Source organism: Shinella sp. 20P9.1.1, assembly GCF_057798995.1.
In genome coordinates this window covers 55,140-75,685 of the sequence record NZ_JBYOLC010000016.1, presented here as the reverse complement: position 1 = coordinate 75,685, position 20,546 = coordinate 55,140, and the positions used below count along the sequence as shown (strand labels likewise).

Annotated in this window: 16 protein-coding genes; 2 read left to right on the top strand and 14 right to left on the bottom strand. The window is 63.2% G+C overall.

The features are described 5' to 3' along the window. Window positions 1-123 precede the first annotated feature (123 nt). Window positions 124-1,329, top strand: a complete 1,206-nt coding sequence (locus tag AC27VQ_RS22820; protein ID WP_488718110.1) for a GTP-binding protein — start codon at window positions 124-126, stop codon at window positions 1,327-1,329. Here AC27VQ_RS22820 and AC27VQ_RS22815 read toward each other — a convergent pair whose 3' ends face one another. The 9 genes from AC27VQ_RS22815 to AC27VQ_RS22775 form a co-directional block, all read right to left on the bottom strand. Next, entirely contained in the window at window positions 1,330-2,940 is a 1,611-nt protein-coding gene (locus AC27VQ_RS22815) for a glycoside hydrolase family 43 protein (protein ID WP_488718109.1), read from the bottom strand. A 78-nt stretch (window positions 2,941-3,018) separates the two neighbouring features. Beyond that, window positions 3,019-4,050, bottom strand: coding sequence for an L-glyceraldehyde 3-phosphate reductase (gene mgrA, locus AC27VQ_RS22810; RefSeq protein ID WP_488718108.1), 1,032 nt, complete (start codon window positions 4,048-4,050; stop codon window positions 3,019-3,021). Window positions 4,051-4,146: 96 nt separating this feature from the next. Then, entirely contained in the window at window positions 4,147-5,280 is a 1,134-nt protein-coding gene (locus tag AC27VQ_RS22805) for a Gfo/Idh/MocA family protein (protein ID WP_488718107.1), read from the bottom strand. Window positions 5,281-5,292: 12 nt separating this feature from the next. Next, on the bottom strand, window positions 5,293-6,054 hold the full coding sequence (locus AC27VQ_RS22800) for a sugar phosphate isomerase/epimerase family protein (RefSeq protein WP_488718106.1): 762 nt from the start codon (window positions 6,052-6,054) through the stop codon (window positions 5,293-5,295). Between the two features lie 15 nt (window positions 6,055-6,069). Then, a complete protein-coding gene (locus AC27VQ_RS22795; RefSeq protein WP_488718105.1) occupies window positions 6,070-8,529 on the bottom strand; it encodes a beta-mannosidase in 2,460 nt (819 codons plus the stop codon). A gap of 84 nt (window positions 8,530-8,613) precedes the next feature. Beyond that, a complete protein-coding gene (locus AC27VQ_RS22790; RefSeq protein ID WP_488718104.1) occupies window positions 8,614-9,702 on the bottom strand; it encodes an ABC transporter ATP-binding protein in 1,089 nt (362 codons plus the stop codon). A gap of 3 nt (window positions 9,703-9,705) precedes the next feature. Then, entirely contained in the window at window positions 9,706-10,533 is an 828-nt protein-coding gene (locus AC27VQ_RS22785; RefSeq protein WP_409530378.1) for a carbohydrate ABC transporter permease, read from the bottom strand. A 103-nt stretch (window positions 10,534-10,636) separates the two neighbouring features. Next, entirely contained in the window at window positions 10,637-11,539 is a 903-nt protein-coding gene (locus AC27VQ_RS22780) for a carbohydrate ABC transporter permease (protein ID WP_488718103.1), read from the bottom strand. Between the two features lie 103 nt (window positions 11,540-11,642). Further along, on the bottom strand, window positions 11,643-12,878 hold the full coding sequence (locus AC27VQ_RS22775; RefSeq protein ID WP_313528430.1) for an ABC transporter substrate-binding protein: 1,236 nt from the start codon (window positions 12,876-12,878) through the stop codon (window positions 11,643-11,645). 412 nt (window positions 12,879-13,290) lie between these two features. Here AC27VQ_RS22775 and AC27VQ_RS22770 point away from each other — a divergent pair, with 412 nt between their 5' ends. Continuing rightward, window positions 13,291-14,334: a LacI family transcriptional regulator gene (locus AC27VQ_RS22770; protein WP_313528432.1), complete on the top strand. Its 1,044-nt coding sequence runs from the start codon at window positions 13,291-13,293 to the stop codon at window positions 14,332-14,334. Between the two features lie 39 nt (window positions 14,335-14,373). On the opposite strand, the gene gndA is transcribed toward AC27VQ_RS22770, so the two are convergent. The 5 genes from gndA to ccoG form a co-directional block, all read right to left on the bottom strand. After that, on the bottom strand, window positions 14,374-15,804 hold the full coding sequence (gndA, locus tag AC27VQ_RS22765) for an NADP-dependent phosphogluconate dehydrogenase (RefSeq protein WP_488718102.1): 1,431 nt from the start codon (window positions 15,802-15,804) through the stop codon (window positions 14,374-14,376). A 171-nt stretch (window positions 15,805-15,975) separates the two neighbouring features. Then, window positions 15,976-16,131 (bottom strand): cbb3-type cytochrome oxidase assembly protein CcoS, encoded by a 156-nt coding sequence (gene ccoS / locus AC27VQ_RS22760; protein WP_244759221.1) that lies wholly within the window; start codon window positions 16,129-16,131, stop codon window positions 15,976-15,978. Continuing rightward, complete coding sequence (locus AC27VQ_RS22755) at window positions 16,128-18,422, bottom strand: cation-translocating P-type ATPase (protein ID WP_488718101.1); 2,295 nt, start codon at window positions 18,420-18,422, stop codon at window positions 16,128-16,130. Before AC27VQ_RS22755 ends, ccoS begins: the two co-directional genes overlap by 4 nt. Beyond that, entirely contained in the window at window positions 18,419-18,919 is a 501-nt protein-coding gene (locus AC27VQ_RS22750; RefSeq protein ID WP_421593444.1) for a FixH family protein, read from the bottom strand. Before AC27VQ_RS22750 ends, AC27VQ_RS22755 begins: the two co-directional genes overlap by 4 nt. After that, window positions 18,919-20,490, bottom strand: coding sequence for a cytochrome c oxidase accessory protein CcoG (ccoG, locus tag AC27VQ_RS22745; RefSeq protein WP_488718100.1), 1,572 nt, complete (start codon window positions 20,488-20,490; stop codon window positions 18,919-18,921). Before ccoG ends, AC27VQ_RS22750 begins: the two co-directional genes overlap by 1 nt. Window positions 20,491-20,546 lie beyond the last annotated feature (56 nt).

The window sequence follows — 20,546 nt, the reverse complement described above, 5'->3', positions numbered from 1 at the left end:
ACGCGCAGACGCGACCAGCGAGGTGCCTCAACCAGACCGGAGAAAGCACAGCACAAACGGCGGGATCATCCCGCTTTTTTCAGCCCAAACTATGTAATTATATAACATTAGAGGCAAGAAACGATGGACAACCGCCTTCCCGTTACCGTGCTCTCCGGCTTTCTCGGCGCCGGCAAGACGACGCTGCTCAACCATGTCCTGAACAACCGCAGCGGCCTGCGCGTTGCGGTCATCGTCAACGACATGAGCGAGGTGAACATCGACGCAGCCCTCATCCGCGAGGGCGGGGCCGAGTTTTCCCGCACGGACGAACAGCTGGTGGAAATGACCAATGGCTGCATCTGTTGCACATTACGCGATGACCTGTTGGCGGAGGTGCGGCGGCTGGCGGAGATGAACCGCTTCGACTACCTGCTGATCGAATCGAGCGGCATCTCCGAACCCCTGCCTGTCGCCACCACCTTCGATTTCCGCGATGAAAGCGGCTGGAGCCTGTCTGATGTCGCCCGGCTCGATACGATGGTGACGGTGGTGGATGCCGCAAACCTCCTCAAGGACTACGGCTCCGAAGATTTTCTCGCCCAGCGCGGCGAGACGGCCGGCGAAGGCGATACGCGCACGCTGGTGGAACTGCTCGTCGAGCAGATCGAGTTCGCCGATGTGGTCGTGCTCAACAAGACGGGTGCGGCAAGCCCCGATAATCTCATCGCCGCCCGCCAGATCGTCGGCGGCCTCAACGCCGTCGCCCGCATTATCGAGACGGATTTCGGGCGGGTCGCGCTTACCGATATCCTCGGCACCGGGCTGTTCGATTTCGCCAAGGCGAGCGAACATCCGCTGTGGTTCAAGGAACTGCACGGCTTCAATGACCATGTGCCGGAGACGGAGGAATACGGCATCCGTTCCTTCGTCTACCGCGCTCAAAAACCGTTCAACCCGGCGCGGTTCAAGGCGTTTCTCGATGAAGGCTGGCCGGGCGTCATCCGCGCTAAGGGCTTTTTCTGGCTGGCGACGCGGCCGCACCATGTCGGCGAGATGAGCCAGGCGGGTGCGCTGGTCAGGAGCGGCCGGCTCGGCCTGTGGTGGGCCTCGGTGCCGCGCCGGCATTGGCCGGAGGACGAGGCGGCGCTCGACGCCATTGCGACCTACACCGATCCCGTCTGGGGCGACCGGCGGCAGGAACTCGTCTTCATCGGCGCGGACCCTATGGATGAAGCCGATATCCGCCGCCGGCTGGACGCCTGCCTGGTCCCGGAAGAGACGTTCGAACCCGCCCGCTGGGCGAACCTGCCCGACCCGTTCCCGGCCTGGATCCGGCAGGTCGGCTGATCAGGAGAGGGCGGTGTAGCGGAAGCCGGCAAAATCCCCGCCGCGCCCGCGTCCGGTAATATCGAAGGCGAACAGGCCGATGAAGGCGCCGGTGAACGAGCCATGCTCGCCCCGCCCGCCCTCGTCGGAGATCACGCCGGCGTCCAGCACCGGGCCGATCGCCTGCCAGGCATCGGCCCCGGCCGGGCGCCAGAAGAACTGGAGATCGTTGCCGTGCACCTCCGCCGCCAGCTCCAGCGGCCCCTCGCCCACCGCGACGCCGCTGCCGGCCGGGAAGGTCAGGTTTCCGTTCGGGTAATCCCCCGGGCAGGACAGGATCGTCAGCGTGCGGCCCAGCACCTCGTGCCGGGTCAATCCGAGCGCATGGAACTTGTAGCGGTTGTAATAGTAGGTGAGCCCGGCGACCTGCTGATAGACCTCCGGCTCCGCCTCGATCACCGTCTCGGCATGAAAGTCGTGATGCTCCTGCCGGCGCGCCACCAGCGCCTGCTCGAACCAGCTGCCGATGCTTTCACGCCCGAACAGCCGCAGATGCCCCGGTCGCGCGGACAGCGAGAAGATCCGCTCCGGTTCAGGCGTGCGCAGCCACTGGAAATCCGCCGGCAAGGCGCCTTCGGAAAAATCATAGGAAACGCTCGCTGGCTTCTCGATTGCGACGGCTTCATGGGGCGCCGGCACCTCGACGGCCGGCACAGGTCCGCCATGCTCCAGATACAACCAGTCATCGTCGCGCCAGACGCATTTCTGCAGCGCCGTCTCGCGCCCCAGCGTGCAGCGACGTTGCGGTGCGAGAGGGCGACCGCAGAGATGGGTGTGATAGGCCTGCCCATCGGGCGTCTCGACATATTGCCCATGCCCGGCCCGCTGGAGCGGCGCCTCGGGATAATCCTTCGCGGTAATCAGGTAAAGATCCGGATGCATCACATAGGGTCCGTCGATCGTCCGGGATCGCGCCATGGTGACGGTGTGGTCATAGCCCGTGCCGCCTTCCGCCGTCGTGAGATAATACCAGCCGTTGCGCCGGAAGAGATGCGGCGCCTCCACCAGGCCCTGCCTTGTGCCGGGAAAGATGTTCTTCACCGGCCCGACCAGGCGCTTCGTCCCGGCATCCCATTCCTGAAGCAGAATGCCGTCGAAAGCGTTGTGTGCCGCGCCCGTATGGTTTTCCGGCCGGTGGTTCCACTGCATGTTGACGAACCATTTCCGCCCGTCCTCGTCATGGAACAGCGAGGGGTCGAAGCCGGACGAATTGACATAGGCCGGATCGGACCACTCCCCCTCCACGCACGAAGCCTTGACGATGTAGTTGTGCGCATCCTTGAAGCTGCCGTCGAAACGTTTGACGTCGGTATAAACAAGCCAGAACAGCCCGTCGGCATAGGACAGGCACGGCGCCCAGACGCCGCAGCTGTCGGGATTGCCGCGCATGTCGAGCTGGCTCTTGCGCTCCAGCGGCCGCCTGACCAGGGTCCAGTTCACGAGGTCGCGCGAATGATGGATCTGCACGCCCGGATACCATTCGAAGGTGGATGTCGCGATGTAATAGTCCTCCCCCACGCGGCAGATCGAGGGGTCCGGGTTGAAGCCCGGCAGGATCGGGTTGCGGATCATCGTTTCCTCCCAGATGATGCACGTACGTCATATCGCAGTCGAAAAAGGCCGCCCGGTTTTGCCGGGCGGCCCGTAAGGTCAGTCGATCTCGGCGGAGCTCTTCCAGAGATTGACGTCGGCGCCATTCGAAAGGGTCTCGATCTCGGCCAGTTCGGCGGCCGAGAAGTCGAGATTGTCCAGCGCCTTGACGCAATCGACGATCTGCGACGAGCGGCTCGCGCCGATCAGCGCGGAGGTGATGCGTCCACCGCGCAGTACCCAGGCGATCGCCATCTGCGCCAGCGTCTGGCCGCGCTTTTCGGCAATGCCGTTGAGCTTGCGGATATTGTCGAGGATTTCAGGGCGGATGGAATCCGACTTCAGGAAGTGGTTCAGCGCCGCGCGGCTGTCGCTCGGGATGCCGCCGAGATACTTTGCCGTCAAAAGGCCCTGCGCCAGCGGCGTGAAGACGATGGAGCCCATGCCGAGTTCGTCGAGCGTGTCGACGAGACCGTCCTCTTCGATCCAGCGGTTGAGCATGGAATAGCTCGGCTGGTGGATGATGCAGGGCGTGCCAAGCGCCTTAAGGATCGCGGCGGCCTCGCGGGTGCGCTGCGAATTGTAGGAGGAGATGCCGACATAGAGTGCGCGGCCGGAGCGCACGATGTGGTCGAGCGCTCCGCAGGTCTCTTCCAGCGGCGTATCGGGGTCGAAGCGGTGCGAATAGAAGATATCGACATAGTCGAGGCCCATGCGCTTCAGGCTCTGGTCGCAGGAAGCGATCAGGTACTTGCGGCTGCCCCACTCGCCATAGGGACCCGGCCACATGTCGTAGCCCGCCTTGGAGGAGACGATCAGCTCGTCGCGCAGGTGCTTGAAATCGGTGCGCAGGATTTCGCCGAAGGCGGTTTCGGCCGAACCGGGCGGCGGGCCGTAATTGTTGGCGAGATCGAAATGCGTGATACCGAGGTCGAAGGCGGTGCGGCACATGTCAACCTTGCGGTCATGCGGCGTGTCACCGCCGAAATTGTGCCACAGGCCGAGCGAAACCGCCGGCAGCTTCAGGCCGGAGCGCCCAACGCGGTTGTAGATCATCTTGTCGTAACGGTTGTCCGCCGGCTGCCAGGCCATGGTCAAATTCCTTATCTGAATCAGGATGTGTTTCGTACAGCCCCGATATGCCAGCCGGCAAGGGACATCCGCCCTCGCCGGCCGCTTGTTCGCAAGCTAGCGCAGCAGTGAACGCGCTTCCTCGATGCCGAGCGCTTCCGGCTGGGTGCAGGTCGTCACGATATCGACGGCCTTGCGCTCCTCCGCCGAGCGCAGGATCGCGGTCAGGACGTCGATCGTGTGCAGCGAACGGTCGAGCGAGCAGCGGTAGTCGCGGCCGGTCGTCACCGCTTCCATCATGTCGGCAAGGCCGATGCCGCGGTAGTTGGCCTGCGTGCCCCAGTCGAACTGGTAGTTCTGCGCCGTCAGCGGATGATCCCAGACCTCCACTTCCTTGGGCTCGCGGTCATTGCCGGCCACTTCCACCTTGCCGCCGAAGAAGTTCGGGTCCGGCACGAAGAGCGCGCCGTCGGTGCCGTAGAGCTCCATGTTCTGGTGGCGATGCGCCCAGACGTCCCAGCTCGCCATCAGCGCGATCTGTGCGCCGTTCTCGAATTCGAGGATGGCATGGATATTGGTGGCGACGATGACCGGCACGGCCTGGCCAAGCCGCGGACCATTGCCGATGATGCGCTGCTCGCGCGCCTTGTTGGCGAGCGCCACGACGCGCTTCACCGGGCCGACGAGGTTGACGAGATTGTTGACGTAGTAGGGACCGAGATCGAGGATCGGCCCGCCGCCCGGCGCGAAGAAGAAGTCCGGGTTCGGATGCCAGCTCTCCATGCCGGGCGAAAGCACATGCGCCGTGCCCGACATGATCTTGCCGACCTTGCCACTATCGATCAGATGGCGTGCGAACTGGTGCGAGCCGCCGAGATAGGTATCCGGCGCCGAACCGACCTTGAGACCCTTGGCGTCGGCGATGCGGCGCAGGTCCTCGCCCTGTTCGATGGAGAGAACGAACGGCTTTTCCGAATAGACGTGTTTGCCCGCCTCAAGCGCCGCCTTCGAGACGGGATAGTGCGCCTCAGGGATCGTCAGGTTGACGACGACGTCGACCGCCGGATTGGCGAGCAGCGCATCGATCTCCTGCGCCGCGACGCCGAACTCTTCCGACCGGGCCTTCGAGGCCGCGGGGTTGATATCGGCGCAGGCGACAAGCTTCAGGTTCCTGAACATCGGGATCAGCTTGAAATAAGCGCCCGAAATGTTGCCGCAGCCGATGATGCCGACTCCGTATTCCTTGCTCATGGCGGTCAGTCCTCAGAATGCCTTGATGGTTGCAATCGAGCGGGTGGCAAGGCGCGTGATGTCCTTGGGATTGTCATGCTCGACGATGAAGTGTTTTGCCGGCGTGCCGGCGAGCGCCTTGGCCAGATCGCCCCAGGCGACGGTGCCGTGGCCGACATCCGCCCAGCCGTCCTCGTCCGTGGCCTCGCCCTTCGGTGCGATGTCCTTGACATGCACGGCGGTGATGCGGCTGCCGTATTTCTGGATCCAGGCGAAAGGATCGGCGCCGCCGCGGATGACCCAGGCGATATCCGCTTCCCAGGTAAGGTCCGGGCCACCGGCAAAGATGTGATCCTGCGGCATGGACCCGTCCGGCAGGGCGAAGAATTCGAAATCGTGGTTGTGCCAGCCGAAGGTCAGACCCGCCTTGCGCAGCGGCTCGCCGGCCTTCTGGAGGCGTGCGCCAAACGCGTGCCAGCCGGCGGCATCCGTTGGACGGTGTTCGGGCAGAAGATAGGGGCAATAGACCGCCTCGATGCCGAGCGTGCGGCAAATCTCGATGACGCGGTCCGGCTCGCCCTCGATCATGTCGAGGCCGAAATGGGCCGTCGGCATAGTGAGGCCGTTCTTATCGAGATCGGCCTTCACTTGCTGGATCGCGGCATCATCGAGCGCGGCATAGAGCGCGCCATAGCCCTCGACTTCCTTATAACCGGCATCGCCGAGGATGCGGAAAACTTCGGCGAAGGGCTGAAAATTGCGGGCGCTGTAAAGCTGGAAGCTGACGGTCTGCATTGTTGTCTCCTCGTATCAGTCTTGGGAAGTCTGGCAGGAATGAAGGTCGAGCCAATGGAATTTCGGAACGGCACCGCTTTCGGCGGGCGTGAAGATCACGGTCCTGCGCTCTCCGGCGGTGAGGTCGAAGGCGTTGTCCGACCAGCGGCCGGCGATGTCGGCCTCCAGCATGACATGCAGCGCAAGACCGCTTGCCGCGGCGGTGACGGCAAAGCGGCCATCGTCGCGCGGCGGAACATCAAGCGTCAGACCGGAAGCCTCGAGATCGAGCGCCTTGTAGGTGCCGGAGACATGGTGCCCCTCACCTTTCATGCCGTTCGAAGCCTCGAAGGACCAGAACAACAGCGTGTCCTCGGGAAGATCGGCGGCGAAGACGGAAAACAGCATTTCCGCCTTGTCCGGGCCGCAGACACCCTCGGCGCTGCGGTGCGGGCGCCGTTCACCGGTAAGCGAGACGAGCCAGGTGTCGAGCTTCACCGTGACGGCCTCGGCCGTGTCGTTGACGACGGAGAAGCCGATGGTCTCGCCGTCCTTCGACGGGATCGCGGCAACGGCGACGGGCTGGAAGAAGCGGCGCACCATATAGTGCATGGCCTTCCAGTTGCCGCCGTAATCGAGGCTCGACCAAGAGGCGACCGGCCAAGTGTCGTTGAGCTGCCAATAGAGCGTGCCCATGCAATGGGGCTTCAGCGAACGCCAGTATTCGACGGCGGTGCGGATGGCGAGGCCCTGCTGGATCTGGCTGAGATAAACGAAGCTCGGAAAATCCTTGGGAAAGCGGAAATAGCGGAACATCGTGCCGGCAATGCGCTCGTTGCCGCCGGCATTCTTCTGGTGGCTCTCCATCACCGGCGACGCGATGTTCATGTCCTTCGTGTCCGCGAAGGTCTTCATGACCGGCATGGAGGTGTAGGACTGGAAGCCGAATTCCGAGCAGAAGCGTGGGCGCACCGTGCGATAGTTGTCGAACGATTTGTTCTCGTGCCAGACGGACCAGTAGTGCATATCGCCGGATCCATCGGCATGCCAGGCGTCACCGAAATCGAGATAACCGGAGGCCGGGCTCGACGGCCACCAGATCGCACCCGGTGCGGCCTTCTTCATCGCAACTTCGATGGTGCGGTTGAGACGATCGTAAGAAACGAGGTAACGGTCGCGGTTCTCGCGGCTGACGTCAAACCAGGTCAGCGCGCCGACCAACTCGTTGTCGCCGCACCACAGAACGATAGAGGGATGCGAGGCGAGGCGCTTGACCTGATACTCGACCTCGGCGGTGACATTGTCGAGGAAATCGACGGTCGAGGGATAGAGGTTGCAGGCGAACATGAAGTCTTGCCAAACCATCAGGCCGAGCTCGTCGCAGAGATCGTAGAACCAGTCCGGCTCGTAGAAACCGCCGCCCCAGACGCGCAGCATATTCATGTTGGCGTCGACGGCCGATTGCAGCAGATCGCGCACCGCGACGGGGTTGATGCGCGACGGAAGCGCATCGGCGGGGATCCAGTTCGCGCCACGGCAGAAGATTTCGCGGCCGTTGACCTTGAGCGCAAAGCGGCTGCCCGGCTCATCCTTGTCGATCAGGAGTTCGACCTGACGCAGGCCGATCCGGCGCACCACCGTCTCCGTCGGCGTTTCGACGCGCACGGCATAGATCGCCTGCTCGCCATGGCCCTTCGGCCACCAGAGCGCCGGCTTCTCGATGCGGAACATGTGGGTGAGCTGCGTCTCGCCGGCATTGACGCCGATATCGAGCCGCACCCGCTCCTCGCCGAGCGCGAAATGCACCGGCAGGATGCCCGGCTGTTCGGCATGGAAGGTGGCGGTGACATAGAGATCGACGGCACCATCCGCATGGTGGAACTGCCGCGTCGTGACATGCTCGATGCGCGCGGCCTCCAGCTTGCGCAGGACGATCTCGCCATAGATGCCGAGCGGCGCAATCGCGATGTTCCAGTCCCAGCCGAAATGGCACTGCGGCTTGCGCAGCATGTTGCCGTTCGGGATCGGCGAGTTACCTGTGGACCACGGGATGAAGAAGGGCTGTTCCGACTGCCGCAGCGCGCCAGCCGTGACACTCGAATGGATCAGCACCTTCAGCGTGTTTTCACCGATCTTCAGCGCATCGGTGACATCGGGCCGATAGCGGCGGAAGCAATTGTCGGTGTCAAGCACCAGCACGCCGTTGACATAGACAGAGGCGACCGTGTCAACGCTGCCGATATCGAGATACCAATCGCCCTCCAGCATTTCGGGCGCGATCTCGAAGGTCCGCTCGATCGCCCAGTCCTTCTCCGCCACCCATTGGATATCGCGCTCATTGCGGCCGGCATAGGGATCGGGAATGAGGCCGGCGGCGAGAAGCGCGCTGTGCACGTCGCCGGGCACCCGCATCGGCGCGGTCTTCTCCGCATCAGTGCTGGTGACGGTCCAGAGGCCGGAAAGATCGATGGAGGTGATGTCGGATGTGTGGGTCATGGCAGTGTCTCGGCGGTTTCTCTAGCCGCGGGAAAATATGCCCCTCCAGCCGCATCGCCAGAGGGTTTTTCGCAGAAGTCAGGCTTAGATCCGCTCCTCCGTGCCCGCATCGAACAGCGACGCCAGCCCCATGTCGAAGGAGAGCGCCACCGCCGTGCCGGGCTTGAAGCGCCGGGCGCCGGCAACGCGGACGGATAGGGTGTGACCGGCATGTTTCAGCCAGAGCAGATTATCGGCGCCCATCGGCTCTTCGATATCGACGGTCGCCTGATGGGTCTCGGCACCCGGACTGCCCTCATCGACCTTCACATGCTCCGGACGCACGCCGAGCACGACCTTGCGGCCGGCCTGGAGAGGTTCGGAGGCCACATAGCCGTCGAGCGAGAATTCGACGCCGTTCGCCGAAAGAGCCGGCTTGCCAGCCTTCTCGACGATCTCGCCACGCAGAAAATTCATCGACGGCGACCCGATGAAGCCGGCGACGAACATGTTTCTCGGCGCATTGTAGATCGTATTCGGATCGGCGAGCTGCTGGATAACGCCGCTCTTCATGATGGCGATGCGATCGGCAAGCGTCAGCGCCTCGATCTGGTCATGCGTGACATAGATCATCGTGTTCTTCAGCGACTGGTGCAGCCGCTTGATTTCCACGCGCAACTCCGAGCGCAGTTTCGCGTCGAGGTTGGACAGCGGCTCATCGAACAGGAAGACATCGACGTCGCGCACCAGCGCTCGGCCGATCGCCACGCGCTGGCGCTGGCCGCCGGAAAGCTCCGACGGCTTGCGCTTCAGGAGCGGGCCGATCTGCAGGATTTCGGACGCGCGGGCGACACGCTTGTCGATTTCCGCCTTCGGCATTTTGGCGACCTGCAGGCCGAAGGAGAGGTTCTTCTCGACCGTCATCTGCGGATAGAGGGCATAGGACTGGAACACCATGCCGATGCCGCGGTCCTTGGGCTCTTCCCAGGTGACGTTCTTGTTCTTGATGAAGATCTGCCCACCGGTCGGCTCGAGCAGGCCGGCAATGCAGTTCAGAAGGGTCGACTTACCGCAGCCGGACGAGCCGAGAAGCACGAGGAACTCGCCCTCCCCGATATCGAGATTGAGGTTTTCCAGCACGTTGACCGCACCGAAGCTCAACGAAAGGTCCTTGATGGAGACGGATTTCTGCATGGCTTAACCCTTGACTGCGCCGGCGGCGATGCCGCGGACGAACAAGCGTCCCGACACAAAGTAAACGAAGAGCGGAACCGCGCCAGTGAGCAAAGTCGCGGCCATGTTGACGTTGTATTCCTTCACCCCCTGCACGGAGTTGACGATGTTGTTGAGCTGCACGGTCATCGGGTAATATTCCGGCCGCGTGAACACGACGCCGAACAGGAAGTCGTTCCAGATGCCGGTGATCTGCAGGATCATCGCCACGACGAAGATCGGCAGCGACATGGGCAGCATGATGCGGAAATAGATCTGCCAGAACCCGGCGCCATCGATGCGCGCCGCCTTGAACAGCTCTTCCGGCAGGGACGAGAAGTAGTTGCGGAAGAGCAGCGTCAGGATCGGCATGCCGAAGATGGTGTGCACGATGACGAGGCCGGTCAGCGTGCCGTAGATGCCGAGTTCCCTGAGCACGATGACGATCGGATAGATCATCACCTGATAGGGAATGAAGGCGCCGACGATGAGGATGGTGAAGAACAGGTCCGCGCCCTTGAACTTCCAGTTGGCGAGCGCATAGCCGTTGACCGAGGCGACGAGGATCGAGATCAGCGTCGAGGGCACGGTGATGCGCACCGAGTTCCAGAAGCCGCGCGACAGGCCGTCGCAGTTGAGGCCGGTACAGGCCGTTGCCCAGGCCTTGGCCCAGGGCTCGAAGGTCACTTCCAGCGGCGGCGAGAAGATGTTGCCAAGCCGGATTTCCGGCATGCCCTTGAGCGAGGTCACCACCATCACGTAGAGCGGCAGCAGGTAATAGAGCGCGGCGACAGTGAGCGTGCCGTAGAGCATGATGTTGCGGCCGGAAAAGGTGCGGCGCGGTTTGGCGCCACGCGGCTCGATGCCGGCTCTGGTGGCGGCGGCGAGCGCCGGGCCGGGCTTGATGGAAACGGTCTCAGCCACGCTTGCGTCCTCCGAATTCGAGATAGGCCCATGGCACGATGATGATGGCGACGGTGACGAGCATCATGGTGGAGGCGGCAAAGCCCTGGCCGAGGTTCTGGGCCTGGAACATGTAGTCATAGACATATTTCGCCGGCACTTCGGACGAGATGCCCGGGCCGCCGCTCGTCTGCGCCACCACGAGGTCATAGACCTTGACGATGCCGCTCGCGATGATGACCAGCGTCGTGATGAAGACCGGGCGCATCATGGGGATGACGATGAAGAGATAGGTCTTCCACATCGGGATGCCGTCGACGCGCGAGGCCTTCCAGATGTCCTCGTCGATGCCGCGCAGACCCGCGAGCAACAAGCACATGACGAGCCCGGTGCCCTGCCATAGCCCTGCGATCAGCACGCCGTAGATGACGATGTCGGAATTGTAGAGCGGATCGAAGGTGAAGCTCGTCCAGCCGAGCGAGCGCACGACGGACTGCACGCCGAATTCCGGATTGAGAATCCATTGCCAGACGAGGCCGGTGACGATGAAGGACAGCGCGAATGGATAGAGGAAGATCGTCCGGAAGGTGTTTTCGAAGCGGATCTTCTGGTCCATCAGCGCCGCCAGCAGGAAGCCCATCACCAGGCTGAAAACCAGCGTGAAGAAGCCGTAGATCGCCAGATTCTCGATCGAGATGATCCAGCGCGGCGCGCTCCACAGACGTTCGTACTGGTCGAGACCGACGAATTTCGCACGCGGCAGCAGTTTTGAATTGGTGAACGAGTAAACGACCGTCCAGACCGTGCCGCCGAGAAAAATGACGACGGCGGTCAGCATCATGGGAATGGACGCAATCTTCGAACTGAGATTGCGCAGCAATTTACTGGGGCGACCGGTGTGTGCCTGGCCCGTCATGGGTCACTCCTCCTTGGTCTCGATCAGAGATGGCGACGCCGCTCCTCATCGGGCGCCGGAACCGGCCGGCAGATCACTGCCGGCCGATGTCACTGAAGTCTGATCACTCCGCCGAAGCGATGATGTCGGCGAAACGCTTCTGGGCGTCTTCCGGCGTCATGGACGGGTTGGCGAAGAATTCGGAGAACAGGTCTTCCTTCTGCTTCTGGCTATCGGCCGAAAGCAGTTGGTCGGTGCCTTCGATCACATTGCCCTTGGCAAGGATGTCGAGGCCCTTCTTCATGCAGTCGTTGGCGGCGGCGAGGTCGACGTCGCCGCGCACCGGCAGCGAGCCCTTCTTCAGGTTGAAGGCGACCTGGGTGGCCGGCGCCAGGAGCGTCGAGGCCAGCACTTCCTGGGCCTTGGACTTCTCTTCATCCTTGAGCAGCGGGAAGTAGAAGGCATCGCCGCCCGTCGAGATGACCTCGTTCACGCCCAGCCCGGGAAGGCAGGTATAGTCCTTGCCGGCGGTCTGGCCGGCCAGTGCGAACTCGCCCTGCGCCCAGTCGCCCATGATCTGGCCGCCGGCTTTGCCGGTGATGACCATGTTGGTCGCCTGGTTCCAGTCCTGCACATTGGTGCCCTTGGACATGCGGCGGGCATCGTCGGCGGCCTTGAAGACCTTGCCGATATCGGCGCCGGCGGCGACCTCCTCGTCCTTGTCCTTGAAGACCTTGTAGTAGGTGTCCTTGCCGGCGATGGCGACCATCAGCACATCGAACGCACCGGCCGCCTGCCAGGGCTGGCCACCGACGGCGAGCGGAACGATGCCGGCCTTTTCCAGCGCCGGAGAGGCCGCGACGAACTCGTCCCAGTTCTTCGGAACCGCCACGCCCGCCTTCTCGAAGGCGGCGTTGGACAGCCACAGCCACTGCCAGGAATGAATGTTGACCGGCGCGCAATAGATCTTGCCGTCGATCGTGCAGCTGTCGAGCAGGCTCGCCGGCTTGATGATCTCTTTCCACTTTTCCTTGGTCGCGACATCGGTGAGGTCGCGCATCAGGCCGGCCTCGACCAGTTCCTCGGCCTGACGGCCGTGGTTGAACTGCGTGGCTCCCATCGGGTCGCCGCCGGTGATGCGGCTGACCATGATCGGCCGGGCCGTACCGCCGGAGCCGGCGATAGCGCCGTCGACCCACTTGTTGCCCGTCGCGTCGAATGCCTTTGCGAGTTCTGCGACCGCCGCGGCCTCCCCGCCGGACGTCCACCAATGGGTCACTTCCAGATCGGTCGCATTGGCTGCGGCGAACGGCAGGACCACGGTCGCTGCCAGAACAGCAGCCATAGAGCGAATTTTCATGAGTTCTCCTCCCTCACTGAAACGTTGCCGGAAAAACCTAGTCCAATCGATTTAATCGTGCAACAGGCCCGGACAATAAATGCGAGATTTCTTTCAAACGCCTATTTTAAAAGCAATTTACCAACCGAAACTCGACCTCCGAAAGCGCAAGGCATTACACTTAAATAACTGAATTTCAACGAAATAATTCATGATCACTAACCAGACCAACGACGCAACCTTCGCAGCCGCATAAATTATCGGTTTGCGGCGCAACACTTTGCTCAAACATCCACACCTGCAAATTTCAGGAAATTTCACCTCGACAAAACATCTGTATCGTTACAGATTTGTAGCAACCTTCGGGAGGGAGTAGCGGCCCGGGTTAAAAGATGTATAACCGGCCGCTCATATGGAGAGGTGCAGGCAGGGGATGGACAACAAGAAGAGCGAGGGCCAGGCGGCAGCGCTTCCGCACCCCAATGAACGGCCGACGCTGAAGACGATCGCCTTCATGACCGGCCTCGGCATCACCACCGTCTCCCGTGCCCTGAAAGATGCATCAGACATCAGCGCCGAGACGAAGGAGCGCGTGCGCCTCGTCGCCCGCCAGATCGGCTATCAGCCGAACCGCGCCGGCGTGCGTCTTCGCACCGGCAAGACCAATGTCATCAGCCTGATCCTCAGCCTCGAGGAAGAGATCATGGGCCTGACGAGCCCGATGGTGATCGGCATCTCGGAAATCCTCGCCTCGACGCAGTATCATCTGGTCGTGACGCCCTACCGCACCCAGGGTAATGCCCTCGATCCCGTGCGCTACGTGCTGGAGACGGGCGCCGCTGACGGCGTGATCATCTCCCGCACAGAGCCGAAGGATCCGCGCGTCGCGCTGATGATGGAGCGCAACTTCCCCTTCGTGACGCATGGCCGCACGGAAATGGGGCTCATCCACCCCTATCACGACTTCGACAACGAGCGTTTTGCCTATGAGGCCGTGCGCAAGCTCACCGAAATGGGCCGCAAACGGCTCGTGCTACTTCAGCCGCCGCCCTACCTGACCTTCTACCTGCACATGCACGGCGGCTTCGAACGCGGCGTTCGCGATTTCGGCGCGACGGCCATTCCGTTCAACACCGTCAATCTCGACAACAATCTCGTCGATATCCGCAAGGCCGCCGAAACCCTGTTCAGCGGTCCGGATGCCCCTGACGGCATCGTCGCCGGCAGCGGTGGCGGCGCGGTGGCGCTCATCGCGGCGCTGGAGGCAACGGGCAAAAAGCTCGGCCACGACGTCGACATGGTCTCCAAGGAACCGCACATGTTCCTGCAATGGCTGAGGCCCGAGGTCGCGACCATGCGCGAGGATATCCGCCTCGCCGGCCGGGAACTGGCAAAAGCCGTCATCGCCCGCATCGAGGGCATCCCTCCCGAAGAGCTTCAGACGCTGAGCTACCCGATCCCGACGGAGCACATTTGATAGCAAAAGGCCCGGTCTCTCGACCGGGCCTTTTCATTCTCAGCCGTTAAGGCCGGAGCCCCACGGGCCATGATGGCTGTCGGCACTGTCGAGACGGTCGAAGCCGTGGGCGCCGAAGAAGTCGCGCTGGGCCTGGATGATGTTCGCGGTGCCACGGCCGCGGCGGTAGCTGTCGAAATAGCCGAGCGCCGAGGCGAGTGCCGGGACCGGCAGGCCATGCAGCGCGGCGGCCGAGACGACGCGGCGCAGCGCCGCGTCCGTGTCCTTGACCATCGTAGCGAAGGCCGGGGTGACGATGAGGTTTGCTGCGTCCGGTGCCTTGGTGAAGGCGCTGGTGATCTCGTCGAGGAACTGCGAACGGATGATGCAGCCGGCGCGCCAGATTTTAGCAATCGTCGGCATCGGCAGATTCCAGTTGTATTCCTTCGAAGCGGCGGCCATCACGGCAAAGCCCTGCGCATAGGCGCCGATCTTGCCGGCGAGAAGCGCGCTTTCAAGGTCCTTGATGAAGGCGGCCTTGTCAGCAACCGAGAGCGCCGGCACATCCGGCAGGCCAAGGATCTTTTCGGCGGCTTCACGCTCGCTCTTGAAGGAGGAGATGGAGCGGGCGGCGACGGCGGCCTCGATGCCGGTGGCCGGCACGCCCATGTTCTGGGCTTCGATAGCGGACCATTTTCCCGTGCCCTTCTGGCCGGCCTTGTCGAGGATCATGTCGACCATCGGGCCACCGGCGATCGGGTCCTTGGCGGCCAGCACCTTTGCAGAAATCTCGATGAGGTAGGATTCGAGGCGGCCCTTGTTCCACGCGGCAAAGACATCGGCAATCTCGGGCGCGCTCATCTTCAGGCCGTCGCGCAGGATGCCGTAGATTTCGGCGATCATCTGCATGTCGGCATATTCGATGCCGTTGTGGATCGTCTTGACGAAATGGCCGGCGCCGTTTTCGCCGAGCCAGGCGACGCACGGGTCGTCGTTGTACTTGGCGGAGATCGAGGTCAGCACCTTTTCGACGCGTTTCCAGGAGGCTTCCGTGCCGCCGACCATGATGGACGGGCCGTGGCGCGCGCCCTCTTCACCGCCGGAAACACCCATGCCGATGAAGGTCAGGCCCGAATCCTTCAGCGCGTCGAAGCGGCGCATCGTGTCGCGGAAATTGGCATTGCCGGCATCGATCATGATGTCGTTGTCTTCGAGATAGGGGCGCAGCAGTTCCATCTGCTGGTCCACGGCCGCACCGGCCTGGATCATGATGATGATCGGGCGCGGCGGGCGGATGGCGGCGACGAACTCTTCGATCGTCTCGCAGGGCACGATCTGGCCCTTGAGGTCGCCGGCCTCCTCGTAGAATTCCTTGGTGCGCGCGACCGTGCGGTTGAAGACCGCGATCTTGTTGCCTTTCTCGGCAATGTTGAGCGCAAGGTTCGATCCCATAACACCGAGACCGATAAGCCCGATTTCCGCCTGTGCCACGTTCATACCTCCGTAGGATGGCGCGGCGGGGGAAGTTTTCCGGCTCAATGCCGAAAACGCCGCGCTAAAAGAGCATTTGGGAGCTGTGCTCCAGCGCTGGTGTTTTGGCATTCAAATCGATTTACGACAAGCAAATGTTTGGTGAAACAGCGTTTTTAGAATGGTTTGAAATCACCGGCCGGGCCGGTCGTCACCATCGTCGAGCACCCGCCATGCTGCCCCTTCGACATCGTCGTACTGGCCGCTCTTCAGCGACCAGAGAAAAGCCCCGAGGCCAAGCGCGCCGAGAAAGAGCGCGATGGGGATGAGGAAGATCAGCGTATTCATGCGGCTTGCACCAGGGGTTTGACCGGACGGGCCTCGTCCGCCGCGCGTGCTGCGAAGGCCGGCAGCCGGCCGCGCAGGCGAAGCGAGTTGACCACCACGATGATCGACGATGTGGACATGGCGATGGCGGCGATCAGCGGCGTGGCATGGCCGAGAATGGCGATCGGCACGGCGATGACATTGTAACCGACGGCGAGCGCGAAATTCTGGCGGATGAGATTACCGGCCCGGCGCGCGGTCTCATAGGCGAAGGGTATGGCCTCCAGGCTTTCATGCAGGAAGACAAAATCGGCGGCCTGCCGGCCGACATCCGCAGCCGTCGCGGGTGCCATCGAGACATGGGCGACAGCCAGCGCCGGCGCATCGTTGATGCCGTCGCCGACCATCAGGACGCGGTGACCGCTGGCGGCGCGCTCGGCAACGGCCTCGGTCTTTTCCCGCGGCGAGAGCGCAGCACGCCAGCGGGCGATGCCGAGCGCGCCGGCAATGCGGCCGACGGCAGGTGCACGGTCGCCGGAGAGGATCGCCATGGCGATACCCTGCTGCTTGAGCGCGTCGATCGCCTCACCTGCTCCGGTGCGCACGGCGTCCTCGAAACGGAAGGTTTCCAGCACCACGTCGTCGCGCGACAGGACGACTTCCGAAAGCCCATGCCCCTCCTCGCCTTCCACGGCCTTGCCGGCGGCGAAGGCGCGGTTGCCGAGGCGCAGCAGGCCCTGCGGGGTCTCCGCCTCAAGGCCGCCGCCGGCGACTTCCCTGACGGCGTCGATGACCGGCGTCGGGCCACTGACGGCACCGGCCAAAGCAAGCGAGAGCGGGTGGCGCGAATGGGCGGCAAGGGCAGCGGCCAACGCGAGGTTGGCGCGATTGACCTTGTCGCGATCGACGAGGCGCGGCTTGCCGAGGGTCAGCGTGCCGGTCTTGTCGAAGACGGCGGTGTCGATTTCGGCAAGGCGCTCCATGGCCGAGCCGTCCTTCACCATCACGCCGCCGGCAAACAGCCGGCCGGCCGCCACGACCTGCACGACGGGCACGGCAAGGCCGAGCGCGCAGGGGCAGGTGATGATGAGGACTGCGATGGCGACCAGCATGGCATGCTTCCAGTCGCCGTCATAAAAGCCCCAGCCGAGGAAGGAGACGAGCGCGAGCAGATGCACAGCCGGTGAATAGATCTGGGCGGCGCGGTCGGCGATGCGTCGGTAACGTGCCCTGCCCCCTTCGGCAGCCTCCATCAGGCCGATGACCTCCGACAGGAAGGAATTGCGCGCGGTCGCGACCGCCTCCACCAGCAGCGAGCCGGTGAGGTTCATCGCCCCGGCCTCCAGACGCGTGCCGGGCTGCGCGGCCAGCGGATCGCTCTCACCATTGACGATGGAGCGATCGACATCGCTGACGCCCGAGAGCACGCGGCAATCGACGGGGATACGCTCGCCTGCGGCGATTGAAAGGTGCTCGCCGACGGCGATCTCCTCGACGGGGCGATAATCGCGGCTGCCATCCGGACGCACGACCATGGCGCCGCGCGGCGAAAGGCGGGCAAGGCCCGTTATGGCTGAACGGGCGCGATCGCGCATGACGTGATCGAGCGTACGACCGATGAGCAGGAAGAACAGCAGGCTGACGGTGGCGTCGAACCAGACATGTTCGGCACTGTGCAGCGTCTCCCACAGCGAGACGGCATAGGACAGCGTGATGGCGAGCGCGATCGGCACGTCCATATTGGTGCGGCCGTGGCGCAGCGCATTCCAGGCCGACTGGTAGAAGAAGCGGCCGGAATAGATCAGCGTCGGGCCGGCGATGAAGGCGGAAATCCAGTGGAAGAGGTCGCGCGTCGCATCCTCGGCGCCCGACCAGACGGAGACCGAGAGCAGCATGATATTGGTCGCCGCGAAGCCGGCGACGGCGACGGCACGGATCAGCTGGTTGCGCAGGCGGTCGTCGCCTTCTGCGCCGAGCGCGAAGAGATGCGTGTCATAGCCCGTTGCGGCGATGGCGGCGGCGATGGCCTGCGGATCGGTGCGACGCCCCGCGACCTCTTCCTTCCAGACCACCGAAACGCGGCGCGTGGAGAGGTTGACGCGTGAACGAACCACTTCCGGCAGCGCATTCACCGCGCCCTCGACGGTCATGATGCAGGTGCCGCAATGCACGCCGGGCACGCTGAGATCGCTCTGGCGCAGCCCCTCGCCAAGCGGGCGGCTGGCCAGCATCAGTTCCTCGGACGACGGTAGCGCATGATTGGCGCGCTCCGCCTCCAGAATGCCTTCCGTGCCGGGCGCGCAGCAGCTCATTTCACGCCTCCCGCAACGAGAGTGCGCACGGTCTGGTGAAAGACCTTCGTGCCGTCGCGCTTCGTGCTGATATCGACGATCCACTGGCCGGGCATGATGTCGCGTTCGGCGACGAACAGCCCCGGCCCTTTCGGCGTAAGTGCCAGCGTGAAGTCCTCGCGCTCATCGACCGGGCGCTTGAAGGTCGCGGCGATGTCGTTGGCGACGACGGGTTCGCCCTTGGCATCGGCGACGTGATAGGTGATGTGCCCACCCTCGATCACCAGATTGCCCTCGATGCCGCTTGCGGCAAAAGCCTTGGCCTCGGCGACCTTGCCGTTGAACTGCTGGCTGGCGACATAGGTGTTCTGCACGACAAGGCCGCTCCAGCTGTGCGAGGCGTTCCAGGCCATGATGAGGTTGACGGTGATGATCGTTCCGAAGAACAGCGCCATGACGCCGAGCATGTGCCAGCCGGTGAAGACGAAGCCCTGCTGTTGTTTCTGCTGCGTGGCCATCACTTTGCTCCCGGCGTGTTGAAATTGGCGGAATAGACGTCGCGCTCGTGGCCCTGACGGTCCTCGGCGATGATCTGGAACCCTTCCGCGGCCTCGGCAAGCTTCTCCTTCGGCAGGGTGACGAAGACGCGCAGCGCCGTCACCTTGTCCGGATCGACGGGCACGTCGACGCTGCGAGCGTCGGCGCCGTCGTGGCCGACGATTTTCATGGTAGCGCCGGGCATGCCTTCGATCGAGACGGTGATGACGCGCGGCTCGGGGATCATGTTGAGCAGCTTCACGGCATAACCGTTGCGGATCGAACCGTCCGATTCGACGACGAATTGCGGGTTGCGGTCATGGATGACGTTGAGGTCCAGCCGATCGCGCGACAGAAGCGCGAAGAGCAGGGCAAGACCGGCCAGCGACCAGATGCCGAAATAGAGCAGCGTGCGCGGCCGGAAGATGATGCGCCAATCGAAATGCTTGATCCTCTCGCTGAACCTGCCTTCGGCATCGCGCACGCGCCTGGGGTCGATCGGCGCGCTGCCGCCCGATGTCGCCAGCGCCATGTTGGCGGCATAATCCGACAGGGTCGCATAGGCGATCAGGCCGCGCTCCTTGCCGATCTTGTCCATGACATTATCGCAGGCATCGATGCAGAGCGCGCAGGTGATGCATTCCATCTGCTGGCCATCGCGGATGTCGATGCCCATGGGACAGACGACGACGCAGGCATTGCAATCCACGCAATCGCCGACGCTTTCGCCTGACGCCACGGCCTTCTTGGCATGGCGGGTGCGCGGTTCGCCGCGCCAGTCGTTATAGGTGACGACGAGCGAGCTTTCATCGAGCATCGCCGCCTGGATGCGCGGCCAGGGGCACATATAGGTGCAGACCTGCTCGCGCATCAGGCCGCCAAGCACATAGGTCGTCGCGGTCAGGATGGCGACGGTGATATAGGCGACGGGCGGCGCCTTGAGGGTCACGAAATTGACGAGCAGCGTCGGGGCATCGGCGAAATAGAATATCCACGCGCCGCCGGTCGCGACCGCGATGGCCAGCCAGATGACATGTTTGCTGACCCGCTTCCAGACCTTGTCGACCGTCCACGGGCTGGCATCGAGTTTGATGCGGGCATTGCGATCGCCCTCGATGGCACGCTCGACGACGAGGAAGAGATCGACCCAGACGGTTTGCGGACAGGCATAACCGCACCAGGCGCGGCCGACCGCCGAGGTGACGAGAAAGAGCCCGAAGCCCGCCATGACGAGCAGGCCCGCGACGAAGAAGAACTCCTGCGGCCATATCTCGATGAAGAAGAAATAGAAGCGACGGCCGGCGAGATCGACGAGCACGGCCTGATCCGGCGCATGCGGGCCGCGATCCCAGCGGATCCACGGCGTGAGATAGTAGATGCCGAGCGTGACCAGCATCACCAGCCACTTGAACTGCCGGAAACGGCCCTCCGCACGCTTGGGAAAGATCTTCTTGCGCTTCTCGTAAAGCGGCTTCCTCACCTTTGCCGAGTTGACGGGCTCGGCATCGTGGCGTTCGATGGAATTGTAGATCGTGGTGGTGTTTTTCTGCATGGGATTCGGCCGCACCTGTCGTTATGCCACCACAATGACGCCAACGGCCCGCGCTA

Bases quoted from the DNA above. Each gene is read 5' to 3' on its own strand.
- AC27VQ_RS22820 (WP_488718110.1), top strand. From the start codon at position 124: ATGGACAACCGCCTTCCCGTTACCGTGCTCTCCGGCTTTCTCGGCGCC.
- AC27VQ_RS22815 (WP_488718109.1), bottom strand. From the start codon at position 2,940: ATGATCCGCAACCCGATCCTGCCGGGCTTCAACCCGGACCCCTCGATC.
- mgrA (WP_488718108.1), bottom strand. From the start codon at position 4,050: ATGGCCTGGCAGCCGGCGGACAACCGTTACGACAAGATGATCTACAAC.
- AC27VQ_RS22805 (WP_488718107.1), bottom strand. From the start codon at position 5,280: ATGAGCAAGGAATACGGAGTCGGCATCATCGGCTGCGGCAACATTTCG.
- AC27VQ_RS22800 (WP_488718106.1), bottom strand. From the start codon at position 6,054: ATGCAGACCGTCAGCTTCCAGCTTTACAGCGCCCGCAATTTTCAGCCC.
- AC27VQ_RS22795 (WP_488718105.1), bottom strand. From the start codon at position 8,529: ATGACCCACACATCCGACATCACCTCCATCGATCTTTCCGGCCTCTGG.
- AC27VQ_RS22790 (WP_488718104.1), bottom strand. From the start codon at position 9,702: ATGCAGAAATCCGTCTCCATCAAGGACCTTTCGTTGAGCTTCGGTGCG.
- AC27VQ_RS22785 (WP_409530378.1), bottom strand. From the start codon at position 10,533: ATGCTCTACGGCACGCTCACTGTCGCCGCGCTCTATTACCTGCTGCCG.
- AC27VQ_RS22780 (WP_488718103.1), bottom strand. From the start codon at position 11,539: ATGACGGGCCAGGCACACACCGGTCGCCCCAGTAAATTGCTGCGCAAT.
- AC27VQ_RS22775 (WP_313528430.1), bottom strand. From the start codon at position 12,878: ATGAAAATTCGCTCTATGGCTGCTGTTCTGGCAGCGACCGTGGTCCTG.
- AC27VQ_RS22770 (WP_313528432.1), top strand. From the start codon at position 13,291: ATGGACAACAAGAAGAGCGAGGGCCAGGCGGCAGCGCTTCCGCACCCC.
- ccoS (WP_244759221.1), bottom strand. From the start codon at position 16,131: ATGAATACGCTGATCTTCCTCATCCCCATCGCGCTCTTTCTCGGCGCG.
- AC27VQ_RS22755 (WP_488718101.1), bottom strand. From the start codon at position 18,422: ATGAGCTGCTGCGCGCCCGGCACGGAAGGCATTCTGGAGGCGGAGCGC.
- AC27VQ_RS22750 (WP_421593444.1), bottom strand. From the start codon at position 18,919: ATGGCCACGCAGCAGAAACAACAGCAGGGCTTCGTCTTCACCGGCTGG.
- ccoG (WP_488718100.1), bottom strand. From the start codon at position 20,490: ATGCAGAAAAACACCACCACGATCTACAATTCCATCGAACGCCACGAT.